At 57.3% G+C, this 26,207-nt stretch carries 21 protein-coding genes; 7 read left to right on the top strand and 14 right to left on the bottom strand.

Annotated features, from left to right (window positions below; translation table 11 throughout):
- Positions 1-109 precede the first annotated feature (109 nt).
- From QVF11_RS16825 to gspC, 13 genes are read right to left on the bottom strand one after another with little or no spacing between them, the layout of a single operon-like run.
- A complete protein-coding gene (locus QVF11_RS16825; RefSeq protein ID WP_287858335.1) occupies positions 110-910 on the bottom strand; it encodes a prepilin peptidase in 801 nt (266 codons plus the stop codon).
- Complete coding sequence (locus QVF11_RS16820) at positions 910-1,668, bottom strand: type II secretion system protein N (RefSeq protein ID WP_287858334.1); 759 nt, start codon at positions 1,666-1,668, stop codon at positions 910-912. Before QVF11_RS16820 ends, QVF11_RS16825 begins: the two co-directional genes overlap by 1 nt.
- Entirely contained in the window at positions 1,658-2,143 is a 486-nt protein-coding gene (locus QVF11_RS16815) for a type II secretion system protein M (protein ID WP_110272504.1), read from the bottom strand. The genes QVF11_RS16820 and QVF11_RS16815 overlap by 11 nt, the downstream gene beginning before the upstream one ends.
- The gene (gene gspL / locus QVF11_RS16810; protein ID WP_287858332.1) at positions 2,136-3,332 is read right to left on the bottom strand and encodes a type II secretion system protein GspL; all 1,197 of its coding nucleotides are present in this window, start codon (positions 3,330-3,332) and stop codon (positions 2,136-2,138) included. The genes QVF11_RS16815 and gspL overlap by 8 nt, the downstream gene beginning before the upstream one ends.
- Complete coding sequence (gene gspK, locus QVF11_RS16805) at positions 3,325-4,305, bottom strand: type II secretion system minor pseudopilin GspK (RefSeq protein ID WP_287858330.1); 981 nt, start codon at positions 4,303-4,305, stop codon at positions 3,325-3,327. The genes gspL and gspK overlap by 8 nt, the downstream gene beginning before the upstream one ends.
- Positions 4,302-4,898: a type II secretion system minor pseudopilin GspJ gene (gspJ, locus tag QVF11_RS16800; RefSeq protein ID WP_112215803.1), complete on the bottom strand. Its 597-nt coding sequence runs from the start codon at positions 4,896-4,898 to the stop codon at positions 4,302-4,304. Before gspJ ends, gspK begins: the two co-directional genes overlap by 4 nt.
- Positions 4,895-5,260 carry a type II secretion system minor pseudopilin GspI gene (gspI, locus tag QVF11_RS16795; RefSeq protein ID WP_112215804.1) on the bottom strand — a complete coding sequence of 122 codons (366 nt, stop codon included), beginning with the start codon at positions 5,258-5,260 and terminating at the stop codon, positions 4,895-4,897. Before gspI ends, gspJ begins: the two co-directional genes overlap by 4 nt.
- Complete coding sequence (gene gspH, locus QVF11_RS16790) at positions 5,257-5,769, bottom strand: type II secretion system minor pseudopilin GspH (RefSeq protein ID WP_142514974.1); 513 nt, start codon at positions 5,767-5,769, stop codon at positions 5,257-5,259. The genes gspI and gspH overlap by 4 nt, the downstream gene beginning before the upstream one ends.
- On the bottom strand, positions 5,769-6,191 hold the full coding sequence (gene gspG / locus QVF11_RS16785) for a type II secretion system major pseudopilin GspG (protein ID WP_112215806.1): 423 nt from the start codon (positions 6,189-6,191) through the stop codon (positions 5,769-5,771). Before gspG ends, gspH begins: the two co-directional genes overlap by 1 nt.
- Positions 6,192-6,211: 20 nt before the next feature.
- Positions 6,212-7,420: a type II secretion system inner membrane protein GspF gene (gene gspF, locus QVF11_RS16780; RefSeq protein WP_287858328.1), complete on the bottom strand. Its 1,209-nt coding sequence runs from the start codon at positions 7,418-7,420 to the stop codon at positions 6,212-6,214.
- Position 7,421: 1 nt separating this feature from the next.
- Positions 7,422-8,915, bottom strand: a complete 1,494-nt coding sequence (gene gspE, locus QVF11_RS16775; protein ID WP_112215808.1) for a type II secretion system ATPase GspE — start codon at positions 8,913-8,915, stop codon at positions 7,422-7,424.
- The gene (gene pulD / locus QVF11_RS16770) at positions 8,912-10,894 is read right to left on the bottom strand and encodes a GspD family T2SS secretin variant PulD (protein ID WP_181483523.1); all 1,983 of its coding nucleotides are present in this window, start codon (positions 10,892-10,894) and stop codon (positions 8,912-8,914) included. Before pulD ends, gspE begins: the two co-directional genes overlap by 4 nt.
- Entirely contained in the window at positions 10,895-11,734 is an 840-nt protein-coding gene (gene gspC / locus QVF11_RS16765) for a type II secretion system protein GspC (protein WP_287858327.1), read from the bottom strand.
- A gap of 353 nt (positions 11,735-12,087) precedes the next feature.
- Here gspC and pulA point away from each other — a divergent pair, with 353 nt between their 5' ends.
- Both pulA and gspB read left to right on the top strand, forming a co-directional pair.
- Positions 12,088-15,360 carry a pullulanase-type alpha-1,6-glucosidase gene (gene pulA / locus QVF11_RS16760; RefSeq protein ID WP_287858326.1) on the top strand — a complete coding sequence of 1,091 codons (3,273 nt, stop codon included), beginning with the start codon at positions 12,088-12,090 and terminating at the stop codon, positions 15,358-15,360.
- 80 nt (positions 15,361-15,440) lie between these two features.
- Positions 15,441-15,980, top strand: coding sequence for a type II secretion system assembly factor GspB (gene gspB / locus QVF11_RS16755; protein WP_287858325.1), 540 nt, complete (start codon positions 15,441-15,443; stop codon positions 15,978-15,980).
- 153 nt (positions 15,981-16,133) lie between these two features.
- On the opposite strand, the gene pulS is transcribed toward gspB, so the two are convergent.
- Positions 16,134-16,508, bottom strand: a complete 375-nt coding sequence (gene pulS, locus QVF11_RS16750) for a GspS family T2SS pilot lipoprotein variant PulS (protein WP_142512278.1) — start codon at positions 16,506-16,508, stop codon at positions 16,134-16,136.
- A 698-nt stretch (positions 16,509-17,206) separates the two neighbouring features.
- On the opposite strand from pulS, the gene mrcB reads away from it, so the two are divergent.
- From mrcB to fhuB, 5 genes are all read left to right on the top strand, one after another.
- Positions 17,207-19,765: a bifunctional glycosyl transferase/transpeptidase gene (gene mrcB / locus QVF11_RS16745; protein WP_287858324.1), complete on the top strand. Its 2,559-nt coding sequence runs from the start codon at positions 17,207-17,209 to the stop codon at positions 19,763-19,765.
- 270 nt (positions 19,766-20,035) lie between these two features.
- Entirely contained in the window at positions 20,036-22,279 is a 2,244-nt protein-coding gene (gene fhuA / locus QVF11_RS16740) for a ferrichrome porin FhuA (RefSeq protein WP_287858323.1), read from the top strand.
- Positions 22,280-22,324: 45 nt separating this feature from the next.
- Complete coding sequence (gene fhuC / locus QVF11_RS16735; RefSeq protein WP_112215816.1) at positions 22,325-23,122, top strand: Fe3+-hydroxamate ABC transporter ATP-binding protein FhuC; 798 nt, start codon at positions 22,325-22,327, stop codon at positions 23,120-23,122.
- A complete protein-coding gene (gene fhuD, locus QVF11_RS16730; protein WP_287858322.1) occupies positions 23,122-24,012 on the top strand; it encodes a Fe(3+)-hydroxamate ABC transporter substrate-binding protein FhuD in 891 nt (296 codons plus the stop codon). Before fhuC ends, fhuD begins: the two co-directional genes overlap by 1 nt.
- Positions 24,009-25,991: a Fe(3+)-hydroxamate ABC transporter permease FhuB gene (gene fhuB / locus QVF11_RS16725; RefSeq protein WP_287858320.1), complete on the top strand. Its 1,983-nt coding sequence runs from the start codon at positions 24,009-24,011 to the stop codon at positions 25,989-25,991. The genes fhuD and fhuB overlap by 4 nt, the downstream gene beginning before the upstream one ends.
- Positions 25,992-26,207 lie beyond the last annotated feature (216 nt).

Below are 26,207 nucleotides of genomic sequence, written 5' to 3'. Positions count from 1 at the left end.
CGGAGAAAGCACCGGCAACTAAAAATGATTGCAGACGTTCACAGTATCTACCAGACCGGCACCCGCCTGTAGCCCGGTCAGCGCAGCGCCACCGGGAAGATTGTCTCGGTTATATCTGATTCCACAAAAAGATGCCGCCCCCCGCAAACGCCAGCCAGGGGCCGAAGGCCAGCGGTTGTTGCAGCGACTGTCGGGCCACCAGCCGCTGCAACAGCGTCCAGACCAGGCCGCTGGCGGAGGCCAGCAGCAGCGTTTGTGGTAGCACCTGCCAGCCGGACCACGCCCCGAGCGCCGCCAGTAGCTTAAAATCACCGTAGCCCAGCGCCTCCTTACCGGTCAGCAGACGAAATACCCAATACACCGTCCAGAGCGACAAATACCCGGCCATCGCCCCGATGACCGCATCCGCCAGCGGCACGAAGGTATCGTTAAGATTAAACAACAACCCTCCCCACAGCAGCGGTAGGGTCAGCCGATCGGGCAGCAGCAGCGTTTGCGCGTCGATGGCGGCAAGGATTAGCAGAACCGACAGCAGAAGCAAGCCGCCCAGCAGCGGCATCCCCGGCGGCATCAGGTATCCGGCCAGCGCAAACAGCACGCCGGTCGCCAGTTCTACCAGCGGATAACGACGAGATATCGGTAGCCCGCAGCAGCGTGAATGCCCCTTCAGCCACAGAAAGCTCAGCAGGGGAATATTATCCCGCCAGGCGATGGGCTGACGGCACTGCGGGCAGAACGAGGCGGGAAAGCAGAGATTAACGGTTTCGGTTTGCTCCATCATGAGCGGTAAACGGTGAATAACGACGTTAAAAAAGCTGCCGAACGTCAGACCGAAAAGGAGTAAAAAACCGCTCCAGGCGAGCGGGAATTGTGCGGCAAACTCCTCCAGCCGCGTGATATTGTCTATCATCATCGTGTCTCCTGCGATAACCACTGCCCTTGCAATTGCCACGGTGTGCGCCCCTGCTCATCTTTACGCGCATTTTGTGTCGCCAGCAGGGTGAGCAGCGCCGGGGCCGACTGGCGGGTTTGCCATGTCCCGCTAAACGTATAGCGACCGTCTGGCGTGAAAGAACCTTGCCCGCTTAGGCTAAGCTGATGAGAATCCTGGGTCAGGGCGATGGTCAGGGCACCCGCTGGGGTACAGCTTAATTTGCCGTTAATCTGGGCCAGCTCAAGCGCCCCTGCCGGGGAGTTGAGCGCCGCATCCCGCCACTGTATATTGCCGCCGGGAATCTGCTGGCAGCCGCTGGCGTTAAAGCTGGCTTCAGGTAATGTCAGCACCACCTGACCGCTGGCTTCCAGCGGTATTCCGAGCGCTAACCGCTGGCTGATAAAATGGGCCGGAACCGTGAGACGCCCCTCGTGCACCACAAATTCGTTCAGACCGTGCAGCCAGGCCTGGCCGCGCAGCCCGGACGGGTCGTTAAAGCGGATATGCCAGCCGGGAAGCCAGGACGAGAAGCCAAACTCCCAGCGCAAATAGGCTATTTCAACGTCGCGCCAGCTGGCCTGACGGGCTTCCCCTTTCCACAGGGTACCTGAGGTTTCAGAGAGCCGTGCGCCTTCCGGCAAAGCCAGAGTCAACAGCCGAGCTGGGGCACTAAGCAACAGCCAGAAGAGATAGACCGCCGCCAACAGCAGACCAATAATCAGTTTATTTTTCATTGCTACGCTCCAGCACCAGCGCATTGACCGTAACCCAGCCGGGCTGCTGCGCCACGGCGGCCACCGCCAGCGTGGCGGTCGCCATCCCCGACTGTCCCAGTGCGTCCAGCCATGACATCAGCGACTGGAAATCGGCGGGCTGCACGGTGAGGCTCAGGCGGACTCCCTGCGGCTGCAGGCGAACGATGGTGATACCGTGGCGGGCGGCCTCGCGCATAATCACCGTCGATGGCTCTTCCTGCGCGGCGGGCGATTTCTGTTGGTTAAGCTGCTGGAGAAGCGGCGTTTGCTGGCGCATCCACTGCAGATTAGCCTGCTCTCTGGCTAGCGTTTGCCGCCATTGCGCCTCACGGTTTTGCCACGGCTGCCATAGCGCGTAATACACCAGGCCGATAAGCAGCATCACGCCCATCCCCAGCAGCAGATGCTGTTCGCGGCGCGTACGTTGTTGCCATAAGGCGAGCAGATTAGGCATCGGTGTCCTCCAGCGTCAGACGACCTTCGATACCGTCGGCCCGCGGCTTCATCTCGCCGGTCTGCACGCGGAATCCCGTTCGCGCCCGGTTGCTGAACTGCTCCAGAGCCTGTGATGAAACGGCGGATATCTCCAGCTGTAGCGTGTTGCGTGCGGCATCAAAGCTCAGGGAGCGCAAGCGGATGCCCGGCGTTTCGGCAAGGATTTTTTGCAGCGCGCCGAGCCGTGAAATAAGCGCCGGTTGCCCCCCTGAGCTTTCCAGCTGGCGCAGATGCTGCTGCATCTGCAGGCGCGGGTTGATGATATTTTTTTCCGCTTTAAACCACTGGCGGTAAAAATCACGACTGGCCTGCACGGCGGCATCGGCCTGTCGCCCCAGGGTGAGGTGATCGTCCAGGCTGTTGCCGCTCCACAGCAGCATCAGCGCCAGCGCTGCGGCGATCGCTGGACGCAAGCTGCGAGGCGTCGGCTGACGGCGGCGTTTCGCCGCAAAATTGCCCTGGCGTAAACAGATCTTGCGGGCATCCGGGTTGGTCGACGCTAGCTGTAAAAGATCCTGCTCCGGGAGAGGCTGCCACGGTGCGGCGATATCCGGCGGCGGTGAATAGCACGCGATCGGTATGACGTTTTGCCAGTGGGCCAGCAGCCCATCGAGCCACGAGGTTTCCACCGCCATTCCGTTCCATGTATCACAGCGAAACAGCCACTGCTCGCCGCACTGTACGGCGCTCCAGCCGGTTGCGTTCTGCGGCAGCGCCAGGATATCCGGAGTCAGAGCCAGTACGTTTAGCCCAAGTCCCTCGCACCAGGCCTGCCAGGCGCGCATTTTTTCTTGCCCAACTACCGCCACGGCGCAGTCGGTTTTGTCCTGATGAAGCAGGGCAAAGTGGCTCTCTTCGACCTCCGTCGCCAGCTGTTCTTCGAGTAAAAACGCCAGCGCCTGCTGCGGTCGCCTGATGGCCCCGGCCGGCAGAGTGACGCGGTGAAACGCGCAATCGCTGGCCGGCACCAGCACCCAGGCCGGATAGTGCTGCGCCAGCTGGTTGAGCGTCTGGTCGCCATCATCAGGATGCCATTCTCCGGTCTGTGCCGCTTCTCCCGGCGCGACCAGCCGCCATAGCGCCGTGGTGGTATCAGGATTGAGGCGAATAATCAGCACGGCGGCGGAAGAGGTCTGGTGGTTATTCATCGGCTACCCAATAGATTCCGTAGCGCCGTTGAACGACGCTGAAGGTTCGCCCCTGTTTTTGCAGGAGGCTACGTTGTTGATAGCGGGCGTTGCCCATCACCACGCTGAAGGTGGCGATAAAACGCTCGCTGTGTACCGTCAGCCACGGACGCGCGGCGGCGGTATCGGTTTTTTGTAATGTCGGCTGCGACAGGAAGGCGGCGACGCTGCTCCAGCCCGTCGACGCACGGGTTTGCAGCAGTTGCTGCGCCTCGGGGACGGTGATTTCTGCTGGAAAGAGCGCCGCCAGCAGCGCCGCCTGAGCAGGCTTCAGGGTGTTGACGTTCACCTGTAGCACGTCGTCCGTCAGGGCGCAGACGTAGGGTAACAGGCGCTGATAGAGCGCTGTGTCCATCCCGACCAGCAGGCGCAGTTCGCTAACATCCTGCAGCGGCTGATTCCCGGCCAGATAGCCGGGCGATTGCGCCATATAGACTTCGTCCTCCGCGCCGTTCAGCAATGGCTCACGATTACTGTCGACCCAGTCGCGCAGGGCGGCGGTGAGCTGTAGCGCCCGCAAGGGTTCGCTGCCGAGGTTTTCCAGCAGCCGGGTAAAGACCTGCGCGGGATAAGGCATTTCGGCGCTTTCATCGCCGTTGAGCTGGTTAATGGCGTTAAGATTGAAGCAGGCCTGGGCGTCGGTAATGGTGGCGTAAATCTCGCCGTCATTGACCGTAAAGCGGCGTCCCTGCTGGGCCCAGTTCTGCGCCAGATGGGTTTGGTTTGGTGAATCGAGCGCGTCGCGTTGCAGCAGCGCCGCCGCCATGGTTTCCGCCCCCAGCGCGTACCATTTGGCCTGTAGATTATCGAGGGTGGTGGCGGTTTGCTGATACATCTGCGCGCTGCGCTCGGTCATGGCGCTAGCCAGCACCATCATCAGGGCAAGGATCAGCAGCACCATCAGCAGGGCGACGCCGCGCTGGCGGTTGTTCATTGGCTGCCCCCCGGCGTGAGCAGAAACAGCCGCCTGATTTCGCCGTATGGTTCCAGCGTCAGGGTCACTTCCAGTCCCTGCGGCAGCGTCTGCGGCTGCTGCCATTCATCCTGCCAGCGGCCGCTGGCGTAAAAGCGTAGACGGAACGCCTGAACGCCGCGCTGGACGACGGTGATGGTGGGCTGACTGCCGGGCAACGGGTCCTGCTGGTCATAGCTCAGGCGCTCCAGTTGGCCTTCACGCAGGCGATAACTGACGTTCTGAATTTCCGAACGCGGCAGGATGCCCAGCGGGTTGGGCCAGCCGTTGCGGCTAAAGGCAATCGCCCAGTCATCGCTGCTCAATTGAAAGCGTCCGGCAAAAAACAGGCTCGCGCTGTCGCGACTGCGGCGGGGAATGATTTGGCTGAAATCTGCCGCCATCTGGCTGAACGTTTGCTGTAACGCCTGCATACGCTCGCTTTTATCGCGGGTGAGCGTATCGGCGCGCATCACGTTTTGCAGCACTGTTATGGCAGCGACGCTGAGCGCGGCGAGGATCGCCAGCGCCAGCAGCATTTCGACGAGGGTGAAACCGCGCGAGCGTTGAATCATGGCTGCGTTACATAGGTGCGCAGCGAAGAGAGCGGAGTCTTATCGCTTTTAGCATGACGAACCTCGACGTCCAGCGCGCGCAGCTGCGGCAGGTCGGTTTCCACACCCTGCCAGCGAATATGCCAGCTGACGCCCGCCGCCTGCACGGTGGTTTCTGACCAGCTCAGCGCCGGAAAGCGATTCTCCAGCCGTAGCTGCACTAACTGATTATCCGCCAGCCAGCTGGCGAGAGTTTTCTCTTCCATCCGTCCCAGCTGGCGGGTTTGCTGGAGCGTCGCCTGCATCACCGCCAGCCCGGCCAGGGCGAACACCACCAGCGCGACCATCACTTCAATCAGCGTCATACCGGACTGGGGTTTCATTGCGCCTCCTGCGATTCGGCCAGGCTTTCGCCGCGGGCATTAAACGCGATACCCGGCGCATCGCCCATGCTGAGCTGGAACGGGGTCATTTCGCCGCCGGGGAAAATCAGCACATCGGGATTGTCGCCCGGTGCCCAGACTTCGCCCTGCGGGAAAGTGAGGTTCAGCTTGCCCTGATTGATATTGCCCGAAGTGGCGACGCGCCCGGCCTGCAGCGGTAGCCAGCGATAGCCGTTCCAGCTGTCGTTAGCGGGTGTCGGATCGTTGCTTTCGCGGGCTTGTAATACCAGAAACTGCCAGCTATCGGGATGCACCGAGACGCCAAAGAACTGGCCGGTTTGCAGTCCTCGTTGCTGGACAAAGCGCAACTGTGCTTGAAAGCGCGCCAGCGTCTGCTCCGCGCCATCGTCATGCGAAGCCGGGAACGCCAGCATCACCATGCCCGCGCTGACGCCCATTAGCAGCAAAATGAGCATCATCTCCAGTAGCGTAAAGCCGCGCTGGCGCACTATTTCTTCCCGATAGTCCAGTTGCCGATATCGTCATTGCTCTCCGGGACGCCATCCGGCCCGAGGCTGAAAATATCCACCTGTCCGTGCTGACCGGGGCTTAACAGCTGGTAATCGTTGCCCCAGGGATCTTGCGGAAGGCGACGAATATAGCCGCCTTCCGGATAGTTTCGTGCGTGCGGCTCGGCGGACGGCGCAGTAACCAGCGCCTGAAGTCCCTGTTCGGTGCTTGGATAGCGGCTGTTGTCCAGTTTGTACATGTCCAGTGCTCCTTCCAGCGCGACCAGGTCGCTGACCACTTTTTGCCGGTCGGCCTTTTCCTTGTTGCCCATCAGATTGGGCACCACCAGGCTGGCGAGCACGCCGAGGATAACAATCACCACCATGATTTCCAGTAAGGTGAATCCGCGCTGTCGTTGCATATTTTTCTCCATTAGAACAATTACATACTCATCAGGGTATTGAGTTGCAGTATCGGTTGTAGGATGGCGAGGACGATAAACAGCACCATTCCGGCCATCGCCACCACTAACAAGGGTTCAAACAGGCTGAGGGCCAGCTGAATTTGCGCGCTCAGCTCCCGGTCCTGATTATCCGCCGCGCGTTCCAGCATGCCGTTGAGCTCGCCGCTCTGTTCGCCGCTGGCGACCATGTAGCGCATCATCGGCGGGAAAAGCTGGGTCATCTCAAGAGCGCGGTGCAGGCTGACCCCTTCGCGAACCGCGTCGCTGGCGGCTTCCAGCTGGCGCTTCGCCCAGGCATTGCTTAACACTTCCGCGCTGATGCGCATCGCCAGCAGCAGCGGCACGGCGCTGGCGTTAAGAATGCTCAGCGTGCGGGCGTAGCGGGCGCTGTTGACGCTGCGCGCGACCCGACCAATCAGCGGCAGACGCAGTAGCTGCTTATGCCAGGCCAGTCGCTTTGCAGGCTGACGCAGCAGGTAGCGCAGCAGCAGAATGACCAGCATGATGACCAGCAGCAGCCACGGCCCGGCGGTACGCACCAGGTCGCTCATCGCCATCAGCAGGCGAGTGGAAAACGGCAGTGCTTGTTTGAGGTGAATAAACTGGTCGACGACCTTTGGCACTACCGTTGAAAGCAGAATCACAATCACGCTGACGGCAACAAAAGTCAGCACGATGGGGTAAATCATCGCCTGCAGCAGCCGGGCGCGAAGCTGCTGGCGCTGTTCGGTGTAGTCCGCCAGCCGGTTCAGCACGCCGTCGAGGTGGCCCGAGGCTTCCCCGGCGGCGACCATCGCGCAGTAAAGCGCGTCGAAACAGCCAGGATAGCCGCGCATGGCTTCCGCCAGGGAATGGCCTTCCAGTACTTTTCCGCGCACCCCGGCGACAATCGTTTTCAGCTGTGATTTCTCACACTGCTGGGCCACCGCGTCGAGCGCTTTTTCCAGCGGGATAGCGGCGGCGACCAGGGTTGCCAGTTGGCGGGTCAGCAGGGCGAGATCGCTTGCGCTCGTGCGGCGGATAAAGCGTGGACGTCCGCTGCTGCTGTTGGTTGTCGGGTCAACTTCCAGTGCCAGCCAGCCCTGTTCCCGCAGCAGCTGGCGCGCGTGGCGGGCGGAGTCAGCCTGTTGGACGCCGTGCCGGGTTTTGCCGTTTTCATCGAGGGCCTGGTAGCGAAAAAGTGCCATCTCAGGAGGCCTCCGTAGTCTGCTGCTCGGTGACTCTGAGTACCTCTTGCCAACTGGTGATCCCCGCCAGCGCTTTTTCCCGCCCGGAGTGGCGCAGGGTCATATAGTCCGCCCCCAGCTGTTGGATCAGCGTGACCTCGTTTTCACCACGGTGGATAGCCATACGCACGCGATCGTCCACCAGCAGCAGTTCATGAATGCCGGTACGCCCGCGATAGCCGGTAAAACCGCACTCGGCGCAGCCCTGAGGCCGCCAAAGTGCCGTGCCGGGGGCGATATTCATTTGACGAGCGGTGTCGACATTCGCCGGTTCCTGCTGGCGGCAATGCGGGCACAGTCGGCGCACCAGCCGCTGCGACATCACCGCCAGCAGCGAGGTGGAGAGCAGAAAAGGCTCCACGCCCATATCCTGTAAGCGCGAGATAGCGCCCAGCGCGCTGTTGGTGTGCAGTGTCGAGAGCACCAGATGCCCGGTTAGCGAGGCCTGGACGGCAATTTGCGCCGTTTCGCCATCGCGGATTTCACCCACCAGCACCACGTCGGGATCCTGGCGCAAGATGGCGCGCAGCCCGCGGGCAAAGGTCATATCGACTTTACTGTTAACCTGGGTCTGACCGATGCCCTCCAGCTCGTATTCGATAGGGTCTTCAATGGTCATGATGTTACGCTCACGGGCATCGAGGCGGCTTAACGCGGCGTAAAGGGTGGTGCTTTTACCGGAGCCGGTCGGCCCGGTGACCAGCACAATGCCATGCGGGCGAGCGATCAGCCCATCCACCTGCTGAAGCAGGGTGGGCGACATCCCAAGGGTCAGCAGATCGAGATTAACGCTGTTCTTGTCGAGCAGGCGCAGCACCACGCGCTCGCCATAGCTTGAAGGCAGCGTAGAGACGCGCACGTCGACGGCCCGTCCGCCGATACGCAGCGCCATGCGTCCGTCCTGAGGTATGCGTTTTTCGGCGATATCGAGGCTCGCCATCACCTTAATGCGCGAGATCAGCAGCGCGGCGAGGCGGCGCTGGGGGCGCAGGATTTCGCGCAGGACGCCGTCGACGCGAAAGCGAATTTGCAGATGGCGTTCATAGGTTTCAATATGAATATCCGAGGCTTTCTCTTTGATGGCCTCGGTGAGCATGGCGTTGATCAGGCGAATAATCGGCGCGTCGTCTTCGCTATCCAGCAGGTCGTCGGTGTCCGGCAACTCTTCGGCAAGGGTGTATAAATCCAGCTCGTTGCCGATATCGGCCATCATCCGTCGCGCCTCAGCGGAATCGCGCTGATAGCTCAGCACCAACAGTTTTTCGAACGCCTCTTCCTCCAGGCTCTCGAGGCTAAACGGCATCGCGGCGACTCGTCGGGCTTCCAGCAGCGCCTGCGGCGCGGTGGCGGCGAGGCAGAAAACCTCGCAGCTTTCGCCGTTGCTCAACAGCATCACGTTATGCGTGCGGGCGTAGCTGAAAGGCAGCAGCGGACGGCGTTCGGCGGCGGGCTTCATAGATTCCCTCCCAGATTGAACGCGTCGATAGCGGCGCTCACCTGACGGAATGCGGCGGTGTCCTGGCGCGGATAGATCTCCAGTAGATCGTTACTCAGCATCGCGTCGTTGCTCTCCTTGCCACGCTGTTTGGTCTGGGCGTCGTTAAAGGCGGTGTACTGGCCGGATGATGCCTGGCGGTACTCGTCGCGGTCGCGGATCACCGTCGGGCGAATAAACAGCATCAGGTTGCGCTTGGAGACCTTTTTGCTGGTGGAGCGGAACAGCGCGCCAATCACCGGAATATCGCCGAGTAACGGGACTTTATCGGCGGTGTCGGTGACGCTTTTATCCAGCAGGCCGCCGACCACCACCGTTTCACCGCTACCGACCAGCACCGCGTTATTCACCGTGCGGGTGTTGAAGGTCGCGCCAAGATCTGAGCTGGTGCTGGAAGCGGCATCCGCCACGCTGGAAACCTCTTGTTCGATCTCCAGCAGTACCGAATCACCTTCGTTGATTTGCGGCTTGACCTTCAGCTTGATGCCGACGGTTTTGCGCTCGACGGTGTTAAAAATGTTGTCGCCGGAAGTGGTTTGCGAGCCGGTTAGCACCGGGACTTCCTGGCCGACGTTAAAGGTGGCTTCCATGTTGTCGAGAGTGACGATGCTCGGTGTGGCCAGAATATCGTTCTTGGTGCTGCTGGAGAGGGCGGTCAGCAGCATCGCCCAGTTGCCCTGATAGAATCCGGCGGCAATGCCGTTGAAGGAACCCAGGGCGCTGGCCAGCGAACTGGTGAGGGTGCCATCTTTGTTGTACTGATTGGCTCCGGCAATCGCTGTGGATATCGGCAGGCCGCTATTGGTAAACTGAGTCATCCCGGCATTTTTATTGGCCCACTGGATACCAAGGTTAAGACCGTCGGCATCCTGCACTTCAGCGATAATTGCCTCCACCAGCACCTGCGGGCGGCGGATATCAAGCTGGGCGATCACCCGCTCAAGGTCGTTCATCACGTCTGGCGCTGCGGTGACAATCAGGGCGTTAGTCTGACCGTGGGCTTTGATAATGATGTTTTTATCCAGCGCCGCCACCGGCTTCGCGGCCTGCTTTTCACTCTGAATCGTGCTGCTGATGCCGGTCAGCACTTCCACCAGATCGGACGCTTTGGCGTATTTCAGGTAGATGACTTTGGTATTGCCCTGCGTCGCCTGTTGGCGGTCAAGTTGCTTGATCATGGCGATGATCCGCTGGCGGGAGTTGGGTTCGCCGCTCACCAATACCGCGTTGGTGCGTTCATCCGCTACTACGTTGGCGACCATCGAACCGGGCAGTGCCGATTTGCTGGTGTCTTTGTTGAGTTCAGTCACCAGCTTGACCACATCGGCGGCGGAGGCCCAGGAGAGGGGAACGGTCACCACGCTGCGGTCTCCGGCGTTATCGACGCGTTCGACGATGGTCAACAGGCGCTTGATCACCGCCGCGCGGCCGGTCATCAACAGGACGTTGGAGGGTTCGTAATGCACCACGCTGCCCGCCCCGGCGTTATCGTTGAGCTGGCGCAGCAGTGGTGCTAAATCGCGGGCGGCGACGTTGGTCAGCGGTACCACCCGGGTGACGACTTCGTCGCCGATACCCGGTGCGGCATCGCTTGCCACCGGCACTGCGGCGGTTTTCGCATCCTTCGAACGCACCACTTTCAGCACGCCGTTATTCATATTAATCACGGCGAAGCCATACACATCGAGGACGCTGAGGAAGAATTGATAATATTGCTCTTCATTGAGCATATCGTAGCTGCGCACGGTAATGGTGCCGCGCACGCTGGGGTCGATAATGACCGTTTTATTCAGGTTTTTACTCACTGTATTGATAAATTCCTGAATATCGGTTCCCTTAAAGCTGGCAGAGAATTCTTCCGCGCCAGCCGGTCTGAATAACAGGGATGAGAATATAAGTAGCGCCAGGAAAAATGGGCGGATAACGGTAGTGATGTTCAATTATTCGTCCCTCAGGGCCAGGTAAATATCGTGTTTCTGGCCATCGCGTTCAACGGTAAGGGTTATTTCACTTAATTCCGGAAGCTGAGTTAACGCCTGCTGGGCCTGTTCTCTGTCGCGTAAATCCAGGCCGTTCAGGGCAATAGCTAAGTCGTTTTCCTGGAGACCGGCCTCGCGAAATAATGCCGGGTCTTTGCCAGGGTTTAGGCGATATCCGCTAAGTTTGTCATTGGTCATCACCGGCGAAATATTGAGGTAGTGAAGAATATTTTGTGGTTGCTTGCGCAGTTCCTGAGCCAATTGTTGGGTTGGGGTCATCGCGCTATTTTTTGCGCCAGTAGGTTGGTCGTTAAACAACGGGATGGCCTCATTGCTGCCGCGATAATTGACGATCAGTCGGTCGGGAAAGATAGCGACGATTTTGGCCTCTCCACCCGGCGTGTTATCGCCAACGCCGAGGCTAACCTGTTGATTGCCCTTCATCATAATAGCAATGGCGCGGGCTGGGTCGGTGCTGGCGAGCAGGCCGGTCACGCGCAGTTTTAAAGCTGAAATGGGGGCCTGCTGAAGGTCATTAACGCTTGCGGGCGCGGCGGTCTTCTCCGCGATGCCAAACAACGTAAAGCGCGGAAGCTCCGCTTTAGATGGAATATCTGGAGGTGTCGTCAGGTTGATATTGGTCGATGCGGTGTCCGTAAAGTTTACCGGGAAAATTATTTTCCAGGTTAATTGTGCAAGCTGCTGACAGGTGAAAAATAATATGATGGACGTCACAATATGAGGCGCGTAATTAATTATTTTTTTATTTGATATTGTTAATCTCATCACGGAATTATGCATTTTTATTCCTTTGCTCATTCTATTTTCCCTCAACAAAAGGTACTGCCCTACCGATATTGGTGGGACATTTTTTATTTTGAGCGTGCTTATTGCGGGAATCTGCGTAGGTCGCTGCGAATCATAATGAGTTTCGCTATTGTGGTCGTCATTCCCTTTTTATTTTTTCTCCCCCGGCCGCCTACGCCCCCAGGGGATGAGTGAATGGATGATTGAACCGAAGAGAGCAAGAATATCTAATTATCGACGCTTTAAAGATATGCTCGTCATTTTTTCATGGTGCTTAAGTACGCCAGGAATAGTTTCGTGTATATACCACTTCATATAATTTAATCAGCATGTATAGGGACTATCGAATGCTCAGATATACCCGTAATGCCCTGGTTCTGGGATCGCTGGTTTTGCTTAGCGGCTGCGATAACGGATCCTCTTCTTCTTCCTCTGGAAATCCTGACACGCCTGATAATCAGGATGTCGTTGTACGTTTACCTGACGTTGCGGTGCCCGGCGAAGCGGTCACGGCGGTAGAAAACCAGGCGGTTATCCATCTGGTGGATATTGCCGGGATCACCAGCAACAGCGCGGCGGACTACAGCAGTAAAAACCTCTATCTGTGGAATAACGAAACCTGTGACGCGCTGAGTTCGCCGGTGGCTGACTGGAACGATGTCAGCACCACGCCGACGGGCAGCGACAAATATGGCCCGTACTGGGTGGTTCCGCTCAATAAGGAGAGCGGCTGCATTAACGTGATTGTTCGCGATGGCACCAATAAGCTGATCGATAGCGATCTCAAGGTGTCGTTTGGCGACTTTACCGATCGCACGGTTTCCGTTATCGCTGGTAACAGCGCGGTCTACGATTCCCGCGCCGATGCCTTCCGCGCCGCGTTTGGCGTGGCGCTGGCCGAAGCCCACTGGGTCGATAAAAACACGTTGTTGTGGCCGGGCGGGCAGGATAAACCCCTCGTGCGCCTCTACTACAGCCACAGCAGTAAAGTGGCGGCCGATAGCGAAGGTAAATTTACCGACCGCTATCTGAAACTGACGCCGACCACCGTTAGCCAGCAGGTCAGCATGCGCTTCCCGCATCTTTCCAGCTATGCGGCCTTTAAGCTGCCGGAAAACGCCAACGTTGACGAACTGCTGCAGGGCGAAACGGTTGCCATTGCTGCCGAAGAGGACGGGATCCTGATTTCCGCTACCCAGGTGCAGACGGCAGGCGTACTGGATGACACCTATGCTGAAGCGGCGGAAGCGCTGAATTACGGCGCGCAGCTGACCGACGGCGGCGTGAACTTCCGCGTCTGGGCGCCGACCGCTCAGCAGGTGGATGTGGTGGTGTACAGCGCGGATAAGAAAGTAACCGGTAGCCATCCGATGACCCGCGACAGCGCTTCTGGCGCATGGTCCTGGCAGGGCGGCAGCGATCTGAAAGGCGCATTCTACCGCTATGCGATGACGGTTTATCATCCGCAATCGCGTAAGGTTGAACAGTACGAAGTTACCGATCCGTACGCGCACAGCCTGTCGACTAACTCGGAGTACAGCCAGGTTGTTGACCTCAACGATAGCGCGCTCAAGCCTGACGGTTGGGACAGCCTGACCATGCCGCATGCGCAGAAGACGAAAGCGGATTTAGCGAAGATGACGATCCATGAATCGCATATTCGCGATCTCTCCGCCTGGGATCAGACCGTCCCGGCCGAACTGCGCGGTAAATACCTCGCGCTGACCGCCGGTGACAGCAATATGGTGCAGCATCTGAAGAAGCTTTCGGCTTCAGGTGTGACGCACATTGAGCTGCTGCCGGTCTTCGATCTGGCGACGGTGAACGAGTTCAGCGATAAAGTTGCTGACATTCAGCAGCCATTCAGCCGCCTGTGTGAAGTGAACAGCGCGGTGAAAAGCAGCGAATTTGCCGGGTACTGCGACAGCGGCTCCACGGTGGAAGAGGTGCTGAATCAGCTTAAGCAGAGCGATAGTCAGGATAACCCGCAGGTGCAGGCGCTGAATACGCTGGTGGCGCAGACTGACTCCTATAACTGGGGTTACGATCCGTTCCATTACACGGTTCCGGAAGGATCTTACGCGACTGATCCGGAAGGTACGGCACGTATCAAAGAGTTCCGCACCATGATTCAGGCGATCAAGCAGGATCTGGGCATGAACGTCATTATGGATGTGGTGTACAACCACACCAATGCCGCTGGGCCGACCGATCGCACCTCGGTGCTGGATAAAATTGTGCCCTGGTACTATCAGCGCCTGAATGAAACCACCGGCAGCGTCGAATCCGCTACCTGCTGTTCAGACTCCGCGCCGGAGCATCGGATGTTCGCCAAGCTTATCGCCGACTCGCTGGCGGTGTGGACCACCGATTATAAAATCGATGGCTTCCGCTTTGACCTGATGGGTTATCACCCGAAAGCGCAAATTCTCTCGGCGTGGGATCGCATTAAGGCCCTGAACCCGGATATCTACTTCTTCGGCGAAGGCTGGGACTCTAACCAGAGCGATCGTTTTGAAATTGCTTCGCAGATCAACCTGAAAGGCACCGGTATTGGTACGTTCTCCGATCGCCTGCGCGACTCCGTACGCGGCGGCGGGCCGTTCGACTCCGGCGATGCGCTGCGCCAGAACCAGGGCGTTGGCAGCGGCGCGGGCGTATTACCAAACGAAATTACCAGCCTGAGCGATGATCAGGTTCGTCACCTGGCCGACCTGACCCGTCTGGGAATGGCCGGTAACCTTGCCGATTTTGTGATGATTGATAAAGACGGTGCGGTGAAGAAAGGCAGCGAAATTGACTATAACGGCGCGCCTGGCGGTTATGCCGCAGACCCGACGGAAGTCGTCAACTATGTTTCGAAGCACGACAACCAGACCCTGTGGGATATGATCAGCTATAAAGCGTCCCAGGAAGCTGACCTGGCGACCCGCGTGCGCATGCAGGCCGTTTCGCTGGCGACGGTGATGCTGGGGCAGGGGATTGCGTTCGACCAGCAGGGCTCTGAACTGTTGCGCTCAAAATCCTTCACCCGCGACTCCTACGACTCCGGCGACTGGTTCAACCGCGTTGATTATTCTATGCAGGATAACAACTACAACGTCGGGATGCCGCGCAGCAGCGATGACGGCAGCAACTATGACGTGATTTCTCGCGTTAAAGATATGGTTGCCACGCCGGGCGAAACTGAGCTGAAGCAGATGACCGCGTTCTACCAGGAGCTGACCGAACTGCGTAAATCCTCGCCGCTGTTCACGTTGGGCGACGGTAGCACGGTGATGAAGCGCGTTGATTTCCGCAATACCGGTTCTGATCAGCAGGCAGGTTTGCTGATTATGACCGTGGATGACGGCGTGAAAGCGGGCGCGAGCCTGGATAGCCGCCTTGACGGGCTGGTGGTGGCGATTAACGCCGGACCGGAAAGCCGGACGCTGAATGATTTTGCCGGGGAAACGCTGCAGTTGAGCGCTATCCAGCAGGCGGCGGGTGAAAACTCGCTGGCAAGCGGCGTACTGATTGCTGCTGACGGTACCGTCACGCTGCCAGCCTGGTCCGTTGCGGTGCTGGAACTGCCGCAAGGCGATGCCCAGGGCGCTGGCCTGCCGGTGAGCAGTAAGTAAATTAAGTTAGTCCTGAACCTCCCGGTCTGCGGTGTAAAGCCGCAGGCCGGGATGGCGTTTCTTTATTAAGGAGAAAGCCAGTGCTTGTTCGCCAGCAAGAGCCGTTTCCTCAACCTGATGAGCCCCCGGTGGTGATCGGGAGAATGGTGCAAATCCCGTATGTAACCGTGCCACTGTATGCCGCATTGTTGATTGCGCTGGGCTGGTTTGGCGGTGAGCAATGGCGCAACAAACCTGAGCCGCAGTTGATGACGCAGTCGGTAGCCCATGCGGCGCTGGTGCCGCTCAATCAGCCTCCCGCTCAATCAGTGGTAAAAAAAACGGCGGTGCCGGTTAAAGCTGAGGCAGAAATACAGACCGAGGCGGAAACTGAGGTTGATGAAGATAATCTGCCGCCTTTACGCTATAGCGCGCACGTCTACGCCTCGCTGGTGGAGAAGCGCAGCATTGTATTGAACGGACAATCATGGAAAGAGGGCGATTCGCCGCTGCCGAACCTGGTTATCGAGCAGATTCAACAGGATGTCACCGTGTTTAGCTTTAACGGTAAGACGTTTACCCTGGCAGCGCTGGATGACTGGCCGGGGGGAACGATTGAAGATAGTCCGCAGGGGGAATAAAAATGTCGTGAGCGAAATAAAAAACTATACCCTAAATAATACGCGTTGCAGGAAGGCGGCAAGAGAGTGAATCCCCTGGAGCTTACTAAAGTAAGTGACTGGGGTGAGTGAACGTAGCCAACACATCTGCAACGTGTAGTATGACGGGTATATTTATTTGCCGCGCAGACTATCAATAAATGGTGCTAACTGGCGATTAAACTGGCTGCATTTTGTGGCTTCCGGCGTACTGTCCTGCTGAAGCTGTTGATATAGCTGCGCGCTGCGCTGGCTTAGCGTATTTTCATCAATATTTGCCCATCCGCGTTTTTTACCTGTGTTTATTGCCGCACGGTTAATTGCGTCATCGGTGGGGAGATCGCTGCGGTTGCATTTATTCTTCAGATAGCGCGCCCCGGCGGCAACGGCGGCAAGCTGTTCAAGCTGGGCCTGACTGCTAACGGCAGGACTCAGGGTTGTTGTACGATTTTGCTGACAGCCTGAGAGCAGGGCGATCGCGATAAGCGGAAATATAACGAAATTGCGCATAATATATTAATCGGGAAAAATTAATTGGCTGACAGTTTAACAAATATTTGTATGGAGTCATCACAAAATCTGCCAAATTATATACCCTAAATAATTCGAGTTGCTTAAAGGCGGCAAGGGAGTGAGTTCCCAGGAGCATAGATAACTATGTGACTAGGGGGAATGAGCATAGCCAACACATAAGCAACTTGAAGTATGACGGGTATAAATGTTAAGCGGCTCTCGTTTTTATCATTGCGGTCTTTTAAAATTCTTTTTCTTTCATCTGCGTGATTCCTCTTTTCCGGCGGAAATAACATTTTCCGGCGTCTCTATTTTGGTTTCTTTTGGCGGCCAGCAGAAGGATACGGACGCACATTTTTATGTTATTAAAAAACATAATAATTTCCCTTTTGTTACCCGGTGAGCATGTAAAATGCTGGTTAAGAATGTCGCGGTTTAGTGCTATCCTGTGTCTCCTGGACAATAAATGCTGTGTCCCGAACTATTCTGCCAATGAAGCGTGTAACAATGTGATTTATATGGTGAATTTTTAAAGTGAAAATCATGCGTGCGACATGATAACGCGTCGCGTAGCCCACAAATGGTCGTCTGAAAACGAAGACATTCAGGCGTCAATTTGAGAGATTTCTTCTTCCTCCTGTCGGGGGAAACATTGAGAATCAGGCCTTTACGCCTGTAAGTTGCGGAGAAAAAGCATGGCGGGAGATGACCGCGAGCCGATCGGACGTAAGGGGAGACCCTCACGCCCGGCAAAACAAAAGGTAACTCGTCGTCGGGTTCGGGAAGAGGACTACGACGACGATTACGATGATGATGACTATGAGGACGAAAAACCGATGCCGCGGAAAGCAAAAGGCAAAGGCGGTAAGCCCCCTCGTCGTAAACGCACCTGGCTGTGGCTGCTGATTAAGATTGGCGTCGTCTGTGCGGTTTTGATTGCCGCCTATGGCGTCTATCTCGACCAGAAAATCCGCAGCCGCATTGACGGTAAAGTCTGGGATCTGCCTGCCGCGGTATATGGCCGGATGGTTAACCTTGAACCGGATATGCAGATCAGCAAAAACGAAATGGTGCGGCTGCTTAACGCCACGCAGTATCGTCAGGTGAGCGCGATGACGCGCCCGGGCGAATACACCGTGCAGGCCAACAGCATCGAGATGATCCGCCGTCCGTTCGATTTCCCGGACAGTAAAGAAGGACAGGTGCGCGCGCGTCTGAGCTTTGACGGTGACCGCCTGGATACCATCGAGAATATGGATAACAACCGCCAGTTCGGTTTCTTCCGGCTCGATCCGCGTCTGATTACCATGCTGCAGTCGGCCAACGGCGAACAGCGCCTGTTCGTGAAGCGTAACGGCTTCCCGGATCTGCTGGTCGATACGCTGCTGGCGACGGAAGACCGTCATTTCTACGAGCACGATGGTATCAGCCTCTACTCGATTGGCCGTGCGGTGCTGGCTAACCTGACCGCCGGTCGTACGGTGCAAGGGGCGAGTACGCTGACCCAGCAGCTGGTGAAGAACCTGTTCCTCTCCAGCGAACGATCATACTGGCGTAAAATTAATGAAGCCTATATGGCGTTGATCGTTGATGCCCGCTACAGCAAGGATCGTATCCTTGAGCTGTATATGAACGAGGTGTACCTCGGTCAGAGCGGCGATAACGAAATCCGCGGCTTCCCGCTGGCGAGCCTGTATTACTTTGGCCGCCCGGTAGAAGAGCTGAGCCTCGATCAGCAGGCGCTGCTGGTAGGGATGGTTAAAGGTGCGTCGGTCTATAACCCATGGCGAAACCCGAAGCTGGCGCTGGAGCGACGCAACCTCGTGCTGCGTCTCCTGCAACAGCAGCAGATTATCGATCAGGAGCTGTATGACATGCTGAGCGCGCGTCCATTGGGCGTGCAGCCGCGTGGCGGGGTTATCTCGCCGCAGCCTGCGTTTATGCAGATGGTGCGTCAGGAGCTGCAGGCGAAGCTGGGCGATAAAGTGAAAGATCTCTCCGGCGTGAAGATCTTTACCACCTTCGACTCGGTTGCGCAGGATGCAGCGGAAAAAGCGGCGACAGAGGGCATCCCGGCGCTGAAGAAACAGCGTAAGCTGCCGGATCTGGAAACCGCAATGGTCGTCGTCGATCGCTTCACCGGTGAGGTGCGGGCGATGGTCGGCGGGGCGGAGCCGCAGTTTGCCGGTTATAACCGTGCGATGCAGGCACGTCGTTCGATTGGTTCTCTGGCAAAACCGGCGACCTATTTGACCGCACTGAGCCAGCCGAATCAGTATCGACTCAACACCTGGATTGCCGATGCGCCAATCGCAATTCGTTTGTCCAACGGACAGACGTGGTCGCCGCAGAACGACGATCGTCGCTACAGCGATAGCGGTAAAGTGATGCTGGTTGACGCCCTGACGCGTTCAATGAACGTGCCGACGGTGAACCTCGGGATGGCGCTGGGCTTACCGGCAGTGGTCGATACCTGGACTAAACTGGGCGCACCGAAGAATCAGCTTAATGCAGTTCCGGCTATGCTGCTGGGGGCGCTGAACCTGACGCCGATTGAAGTGGCTCAGGCGTTCCAGACCATTGCTAGTGGCGGTAATCGCGCGCAGCTGTCAGCGTTGCGTTCGGTTATTGCCGAAGATGGTACCGTGCTGTATCAGAGCTATCCGCAGGCCGAACGCGCGGTTCCGGCACAGGCAGCCTATATGACGCTCTGGACCATGCAGCAAGTGGTGCAGCGCGGTACCGGCCGCCAGCTGGGCGCGAAGTATCCGGGTCTGCATCTGGCGGGTAAAACCGGGACTACCAACAACAATGTTGATACCTGGTTTGCCGGTATTGACGGTGGTCAGGTGACGATTACCTGGGTGGGTCGCGATAATAACCAGCCGACCAAGCTATATGGTGCCAGCGGTGCGATGTCGATTTATCAGCGTTATCTGGCTAACCAGACCCCGACGCCTCTGGTGCTAACCGCGCCGGAAGACGTGGTGGATATGGGTGTCGATGGCAGCGGCAACTTCGTCTGCGGCGGCGGAATGCGTTCCCTTCCGGTATGGACGACCACGCCGGATGCGCTGTGCCAGCAGGGCGAGCAGATGCAACAGCAGCAGCTCGAACAGCAGCAGGCGAATAACCCGTTCAATCAGTCCGGGCAGCAGCCGCAACAGCAGCAAAATCAGCAGCAGCAACCGCCGAAGCAGGAAAGTAGTGATGGCGTCGCGGGCTGGATTAAGGATATGTTCGGCAGCAAGTAATTATCCGCTTCTTCCTTGAATGATTTTGCGGATAGGTTACTGCAATATAAATAGGCCCTCTAATACCTCAGTATTAGAGGGCTTTTTTATATCTGTAAAAAACTTAACAGCTGTTTAACTCCACAATTACCGTCTGGTTATTAATTCAGCCTTTGATATCTCATGAGGGGCATATTTCTTGCCTTGCCTCAATCGTTTCGCCTATTATGTCATCCGTTATAATAATAATTCTCGTTTACGTTATCATTCACTTCTATTAGAGATATACCCATGGCGCGTCCAAAAACTGCTCAGCCAAACCACTCGCTGCGTAAAATCGCAGTCGTAGTAGCCACGGCGGTTAGCGGCATGTCTGTCTATGCACAGGCGGCAGTTGAACCGAAAGAAGAAACGATTACCGTAACTGCAGCTCCAGCTCCGCAGGAGAGCGCTTGGGGACCTGCGGCGACCATCGCGGCGAGACAATCCGCCACGGGGACTAAAACGGATACCCCTATTCAAAAGGTACCACAGTCTATATCCGTGGTGACCGCTGAGGAGATGGCTCTCCACCAGCCGAAATCAGTTAAAGAAGCGTTGAGCTATACGCCTGGTGTTGCGGTGGGCACGCGTGGTGCTTCAAATACTTACGATTATCTGATCATCCGCGGATTCGCCGCTGATGGCCAAAGCCAGAATAACTTTCTAAATGGCTTGAAGATGCAGGGTAACTTCTACAACGATGCGGTGGTCGACCCGTATATGTTGGAGCGTGCAGAAGTCATGCGTGGCCCGATCTCAGTTCTTTACGGAAAGAGCAGCCCGGGTGGTTTGCTGAATATGGTCAGCAAACGTCCCACTACGGAGCCGCTAAAAGAAGTTCAGTTTAAAATGGGCACCGATAGCCTATGGCAGACCGGTTTTGACTTCAGTGATGCCATCGATGATGACGGCGTTTATTCCTATCGCCTTACCGGTCTGGCGCGTTCAGCGAACGCACAGCAGAAGGGAGCAGAAGAACAGCGTTATGCCATTGCACCATCATTCAGCTGGCGTCCGGATGATAAAACCAACTTTACGTTCCTCTCCTACTTCCAGAATGAGCCGGAGACTGGCTACTACGGCTGGTTGCCAAAAGAGGGAACGGTGACGCCGTTACCGAACGGTAAACGTCTCCCAACCGATTTCAACGAAGGCGCTAACAACAATACCTACTCTCGTAACGAGAAAATGGTTGGCTACAGCTTCGACCACGAATTTAATGACACTTTCACCGTGCGTCAGAACCTGCGTTATGCTGAGAACAAGACCTCACAAAACAGTGTGTATGGCTACGGGGTATGTTCTGATCCAGCGAACAAGGATAGTAAGCAGTGCGCAGCGTTAGCGCCTGAGGATAAGGGGCGTTATCTGGCGCGTAAATACGTCATTGATGATGAAAAGTTGCAAAACTTCACCGTGGATACTCAGTTGCAGAGTAGCTTTGCAACAGGCTCGATCGATCACATATTGCTGACTGGCGTTGACTTTATGCGCATGCGCAATGATATCAACTCTTGGTTTGGTTATGACGACTCTGTTCCGTTGCTTGACCTTTACAATCCTGTATCTACTGATTTTGATTTCAACTCTAAAGTTCCGGTCATTACTGGCCCGTATCAAGTCCTGAATAAGCAAAAACAAACTGGCTTGTATGTGCAGGATCAGGCGCAGTGGAATAAAGTGCTGGTTACCTTGGGTGGCCGTTATGACTGGGCGAAGCAGGACTCTCTGAATCGCGTTTATGGTACTACTGCTAACCGTGATGATAAGCAGTTCACCTGGCGCGGTGGTGTTAACTACCTGTTCGATAATGGTGTAACGCCATATTTCAGCTACAGTGAATCGTTCGAACCGGCTTCGCAGACAGGGGCTACTGGCAATATTTTCGCTCCGTCTAAAGGTAAACAGTACGAAGCTGGCGTGAAATACGTACCGAACGATCGTCCTATCGTGATTACTGGCGCCGTCTATCAGTTGACCAAAACCAACAACCTGATGGCCGATCCGGCTGGCTCATTCTTCTCAGTTGAAGGCGGTGAGATTCGCTCGCGCGGTGTGGAAATTGAAGCGAAAGCGGCACTCTCTGCCAGCGTCAATGTGGTTGGTTCATACACTTATACCGATGCTGAATACACCACGGATACTAACTACAAAGGCAACACGCCAGCACAGGTGCCAAAACACATGGCATCACTGTGGGGCGATTACACTTTATTTAACGGTCCGCTGTCTGGCCTGACGTTGGGGACTGGTGCTCGTTTTACAGGTTCCAGCTACGGCGATCCTGCGAACTCCTTCAAGGTGGGTAGCTACACGGTTGTGGATGCATTAGTCCGTTACGACTTGGCTCGCGTGGGCATGGCTGGTTCTAACGTGGCGCTTCACGTGAACAACCTGTTCGATCGTGAGTACGTTGCAAGCTGCTTCAATACTTATGGCTGCTTCTGGGGCGCAGAGCGTCAGGTCGTGGCGACCGCAACTTTCCGTTTCTAACCACTTAATGGGCGCGGTTCGCCGCGCCTCTTACCGGGTCCCGTTATGCAGGAAAACACTCCGCACTCTGATACTACGTTTTCGCTGGACCGCGTGACCTTCCGCGTGCCCGGTCGCACGCTATTGCATCCTCTCTCATTAACCTTCCCTGCGGGAAAAGTGACTGGCCTGATTGGCCATAACGGCTCCGGCAAATCGACACTGCTAAAAATGCTGGGTCGCCATCAGCCGCCCTCGGAAGGCGATGTTCTGCTTGACGGCCAGCCGCTCGATAGCTGGAGCAGCAAAGCATTTGCTCGCAAAGTGGCCTATCTGCCGCAGCAATTACCGCCAGCGGAAGGCATGACGGTGCGCGAACTGGTGGCTATCGGCCGCTATCCGTGGCACGGGGCGCTGGGGCGTTTTGGCGCGGCGGATCGGGAAAAGGTCGAAGAGGCGATTGCGCTGGTTGGCCTGAAACCATTGGCCCATCGGCTGGTGGATAGCCTCTCCGGCGGCGAACGTCAGCGCGCGTGGATTGCCATGCTGGTAGCCCAGGATAGCCGCTGCTTGCTGCTCGACGAGCCGACCTCGGCGCTGGATATTGCCCACCAGGTGGATGTTCTGGCACTGGTTCACCGTCTTAGCCAGCAGCGCGGGCTGACGGTTATTGCCGTCCTGCATGATATCAATATGGCTGCCCGTTACTGCGACTATCTGGTGGCCCTGCGCGGTGGTGAAATGATTGCTCAGGGAACGCCTGCGGAACTGATGCGTAGTGAAACCCTTGAACAAATTTACGGTATCCCGATGGGGATCCTGCCGCATCCGGCTGGCGCTGCGCCGGTAAGTTTTGTCTATTAATGGAAAAACTGAATCTAATTACGCGGCGGCGTCTGCTGACCGCGATGGCGCTCTCGCCGCTGCTGTGGCAGATGCGTGGCGCGCGGGCGGCGGAAGTTGACCCGCAGCGTATTGTCGCTCTGGAGTGGCTGCCGGTCGAGCTGCTGCTGGCGCTGGGCGTCACGCCGTATGGTGTCGCCGATATCCCGAACTACAGGCTATGGGTTAACGAACCTGAGCTGCCGCCATCGGTAATTGATGTTGGACTGCGCACCGAGCCGAATCTGGAGCTGTTGACCCAAATGAAGCCGTCGTTTCTGGTCTGGTCGGCAGGATACGGCCCCTCGTCGGAAAAGCTGGCGCGCATTGCGCCCGGGCGAGGATTCACTTTCAGCGACGGCAAGCGTCCGCTGATGATGGCGCAACAGTCGCTCAATGAAATGGCTGAACTGATTGGCAAGCAACAGGAGGCGAAGCGCCATCTGGCGGAGTTTGACGCGCTGATGGAAAGCCTGCGGCCGCGCTTTGCCCGGCGTGGCGATCGCCCTCTGCTGATGATTACCCTGCTTGATACCCGTCACGTGCTAGTCTTTGCGCAAAACTGCCTGTTCCAGGAAGTGCTCGATCGCTTTGATATCAAAAACGCCTGGCAGGGTGAAACCACCTTTTGGGGCAGCGTCACTGTCGGGATCGACCGGCTGGCGGCCTATAAAGATGCCGATGTCCTCTGTTTCGATCATGGTAACGAGCGGGAAATGGCGCAACTAATGGCGACGCCGCTATGGCGAGCGATGCCTTTTGTTCGCTCTGGGCGTTTTCAGCGCGTCCCTGCGGTATGGTTCTATGGCGCGACGCTATCGGCGATGTATTTTGCTCGCGTGCTGGTCGATGCGCAGGGAGTCCCGGCATGAGGCAGCGAATTTCTCCGTTGGCGGTATTGTTGCTCTCTGTTTTGCTGATCGCCGCTTTTACGCTAACGCTGTTCAACCTCAGCGTGGCGCTGCCGCGAAACGAGTGGGGGCAGGCGCTCTGGCTGCCGGATATCGATAATATTTCCCAGATGCTGTTTCACTACAGCCTGCTGCCGCGGCTGGCGATATCGCTGCTGGTCGGTGCCGGGCTGGGGCTGGTGGGCGTGCTGTTTCAGCAGGTGCTGCGTAATCCGCTGGCGGAGCCGACAACGCTTGGCGTCGCGACCGGCGCGCAGCTAGGGATGACGGTCACCACGCTGTGGGCGATCCCTGGCGTGTTGGCTTCGCAGTTTGCCGCACTGGCCGGGGCGTGTCTGGTCGGTGCGCTGGTATTTGGCGTCTCCTGGGGCAAACGCCTTTCGCCGGTAACGCTGATTCTGGCAGGGCTGGTGGTCAGTCTCTACTGCGGCGCGCTCAACCAGCTGATGGCGATTTTCCATCACGATCAGCTGCAAAGTATGTTCCTGTGGAGCACTGGTACCCTGACGCAGACCGACTGGAGCGTGGTGCAGCGGCTGTGGCCGCAGTTGCTCGGTGGGGCGATTTTGACCCTGCTGCTGCTACGTCCGCTGACCTTGATGGGGCTGGATGACGGCGTGGCGCGCAACCTCGGACTGGCGCTCTCGCTGGCGCGGCTGGGGGCGTTGACACTGGCGATTATCATTAGCGCGCTGTTGGTCAATGCGGTAGGAATTATCGGCTTTATCGGGCTGTTTGCGCCGCTGCTGGCGAAGATGCTGGGCGCTCGTCGTCTGTTATCGCGCTTGCTGCTGGCAGCGTTGATTGGCGCGCTGCTGCTGTGGATTTCCGATCAGGTTATTCTCTGGCTGACCCGGATATGGATGGAAATTTCCACTGGCTCGGTGACTGCGCTGATTGGTGCACCGCTGCTGCTATGGCTGCTGCCTCGCCTGCGTAGTATTAGCGCACCGGTGATGAACGGTGGCGATAAGGTATTGGCTGAAAGGCAAAATGTGCTGTGGTTTGCGCTGGGCGGCCTGGTGATTTTGCTGCTGGCCATTATCGTTGCGCTGGCTTTTGGTCGCGACGCGCAGGGCTGGCACTGGGCCAGCAGTACGTTACTGGATCAACTGATGCCCTGGCGCTGGCCACGTATTCTGGCGGCGCTGTTTGCTGGAATGATGCTGGCGGTGGCGGGCTGCATCATTCAACGTCTGACCGGTAATCCGATGGCCAGTCCGGAAGTTCTTGGGATCAGCTCCGGCGCGGCGTTCGGCGTGGTGGTGATGCTGTTTTTTGTGCCGGGCAATGCGTTTGGCTGGCTGTTGCCTGCTGGTAGTCTTGGGGCCGCAGCGACGCTGCTGGTTATCTTGATTGCTGCCGGACGCGGCGGGTTCTCGCCGCATCGTATGCTGCTGGCGGGGATGGCGCTGAGCACCGCGTTTACCATGTTGCTGATGATGCTGCAGGCCAGCGGCGATCCGCGAATGGCGCAGATCCTGACGTGGATTTCCGGTTCAACCTACAGTGCGACGCCAGAGTTAGTCGTGCGTAGCGGCATGGTGATGCTGATCCTGCTGGCGCTGGCCCCGCTATGTCGCCGTTGGCTAACGATTCTGCCGTTGGGCGGCGAAGCGGCGAGAGCGGTCGGGATGGCGCTGACGCCGTCGCGTATTGGGCTACTGCTGCTGGCAGCATGTCTGACCGCCACCGCGACGTTAACCATTGGTCCATTGAGCTTTGTGGGGCTAATGGCACCGCATATTGCTCGCATGATGGGGTTTCGACGTACGATGCCGCATATGGTGATGTCCGGGCTGATTGGTGGGGTGCTGCTAGTGTTCGCCGACTGGTGTGGCCGGATGATGATGTTCCCTTACCAAATCCCGGCGGGACTGCTGTCGACCTTTATCGGCGCACCGTATTTTATCTATCTGTTAAGAAAGCAGAGCCGGTAACTTTTCGGCATCGCGATGCCATCTGATCAACAACCGACAAACGTGGTTTAGATAAGGTGCCGTATTCTTGTCGGGTGGCGGCTGACGCCTTACCCGACCTACAAAACCATCAGTATCATAAGGTTATAAACGAATCGTAGGCCCGGTAAGGCGCTAGCCGCCACCGGGCAATTCCACAAGACGAACTTTGTCAGCAATTTGATAGGCCGTCTGATC

Origin of the sequence: Klebsiella sp. (assembly GCF_027492335.1) — a bacterium.
Classification (GTDB): Bacteria; Pseudomonadota; Gammaproteobacteria; order Enterobacterales; family Enterobacteriaceae; genus Klebsiella; species Klebsiella huaxiensis.
The sequence above is the reverse complement of the archived record's forward strand: the minus strand, read 5'-3'. Positions and strand labels throughout refer to the sequence as shown.

Bases quoted from the DNA above. Each gene is read 5' to 3' on its own strand.
- QVF11_RS16825 (WP_287858335.1), bottom strand. From the start codon at position 910: ATGATAGACAATATCACGCGGCTGGAGGAGTTTGCCGCACAATTCCCG.
- QVF11_RS16820 (WP_287858334.1), bottom strand. From the start codon at position 1,668: ATGAAAAATAAACTGATTATTGGTCTGCTGTTGGCGGCGGTCTATCTC.
- QVF11_RS16815 (WP_110272504.1), bottom strand. From the start codon at position 2,143: ATGCCTAATCTGCTCGCCTTATGGCAACAACGTACGCGCCGCGAACAG.
- gspL (WP_287858332.1), bottom strand. From the start codon at position 3,332: ATGAATAACCACCAGACCTCTTCCGCCGCCGTGCTGATTATTCGCCTC.
- gspK (WP_287858330.1), bottom strand. From the start codon at position 4,305: ATGAACAACCGCCAGCGCGGCGTCGCCCTGCTGATGGTGCTGCTGATC.
- gspJ (WP_112215803.1), bottom strand. From the start codon at position 4,898: ATGATTCAACGCTCGCGCGGTTTCACCCTCGTCGAAATGCTGCTGGCG.
- gspI (WP_112215804.1), bottom strand. From the start codon at position 5,260: ATGAAACCCCAGTCCGGTATGACGCTGATTGAAGTGATGGTCGCGCTG.
- gspG (WP_112215806.1), bottom strand. From the start codon at position 6,191: ATGCAACGACAGCGCGGATTCACCTTACTGGAAATCATGGTGGTGATT.
- gspF (WP_287858328.1), bottom strand. From the start codon at position 7,420: ATGGCACTTTTTCGCTACCAGGCCCTCGATGAAAACGGCAAAACCCGG.
- gspE (WP_112215808.1), bottom strand. From the start codon at position 8,915: ATGAAGCCCGCCGCCGAACGCCGTCCGCTGCTGCCTTTCAGCTACGCC.
- gspC (WP_287858327.1), bottom strand. From the start codon at position 11,734: ATGCATAATTCCGTGATGAGATTAACAATATCAAATAAAAAAATAATT.
- pulA (WP_287858326.1), top strand. From the start codon at position 12,088: ATGCTCAGATATACCCGTAATGCCCTGGTTCTGGGATCGCTGGTTTTG.
- pulS (WP_142512278.1), bottom strand. From the start codon at position 16,508: ATGCGCAATTTCGTTATATTTCCGCTTATCGCGATCGCCCTGCTCTCA.
- mrcB (WP_287858324.1), top strand. From the start codon at position 17,207: ATGGCGGGAGATGACCGCGAGCCGATCGGACGTAAGGGGAGACCCTCA.
- fhuA (WP_287858323.1), top strand. From the start codon at position 20,036: ATGGCGCGTCCAAAAACTGCTCAGCCAAACCACTCGCTGCGTAAAATC.
- fhuC (WP_112215816.1), top strand. From the start codon at position 22,325: ATGCAGGAAAACACTCCGCACTCTGATACTACGTTTTCGCTGGACCGC.
- fhuD (WP_287858322.1), top strand. From the start codon at position 23,122: ATGGAAAAACTGAATCTAATTACGCGGCGGCGTCTGCTGACCGCGATG.
- fhuB (WP_287858320.1), top strand. From the start codon at position 24,009: ATGAGGCAGCGAATTTCTCCGTTGGCGGTATTGTTGCTCTCTGTTTTG.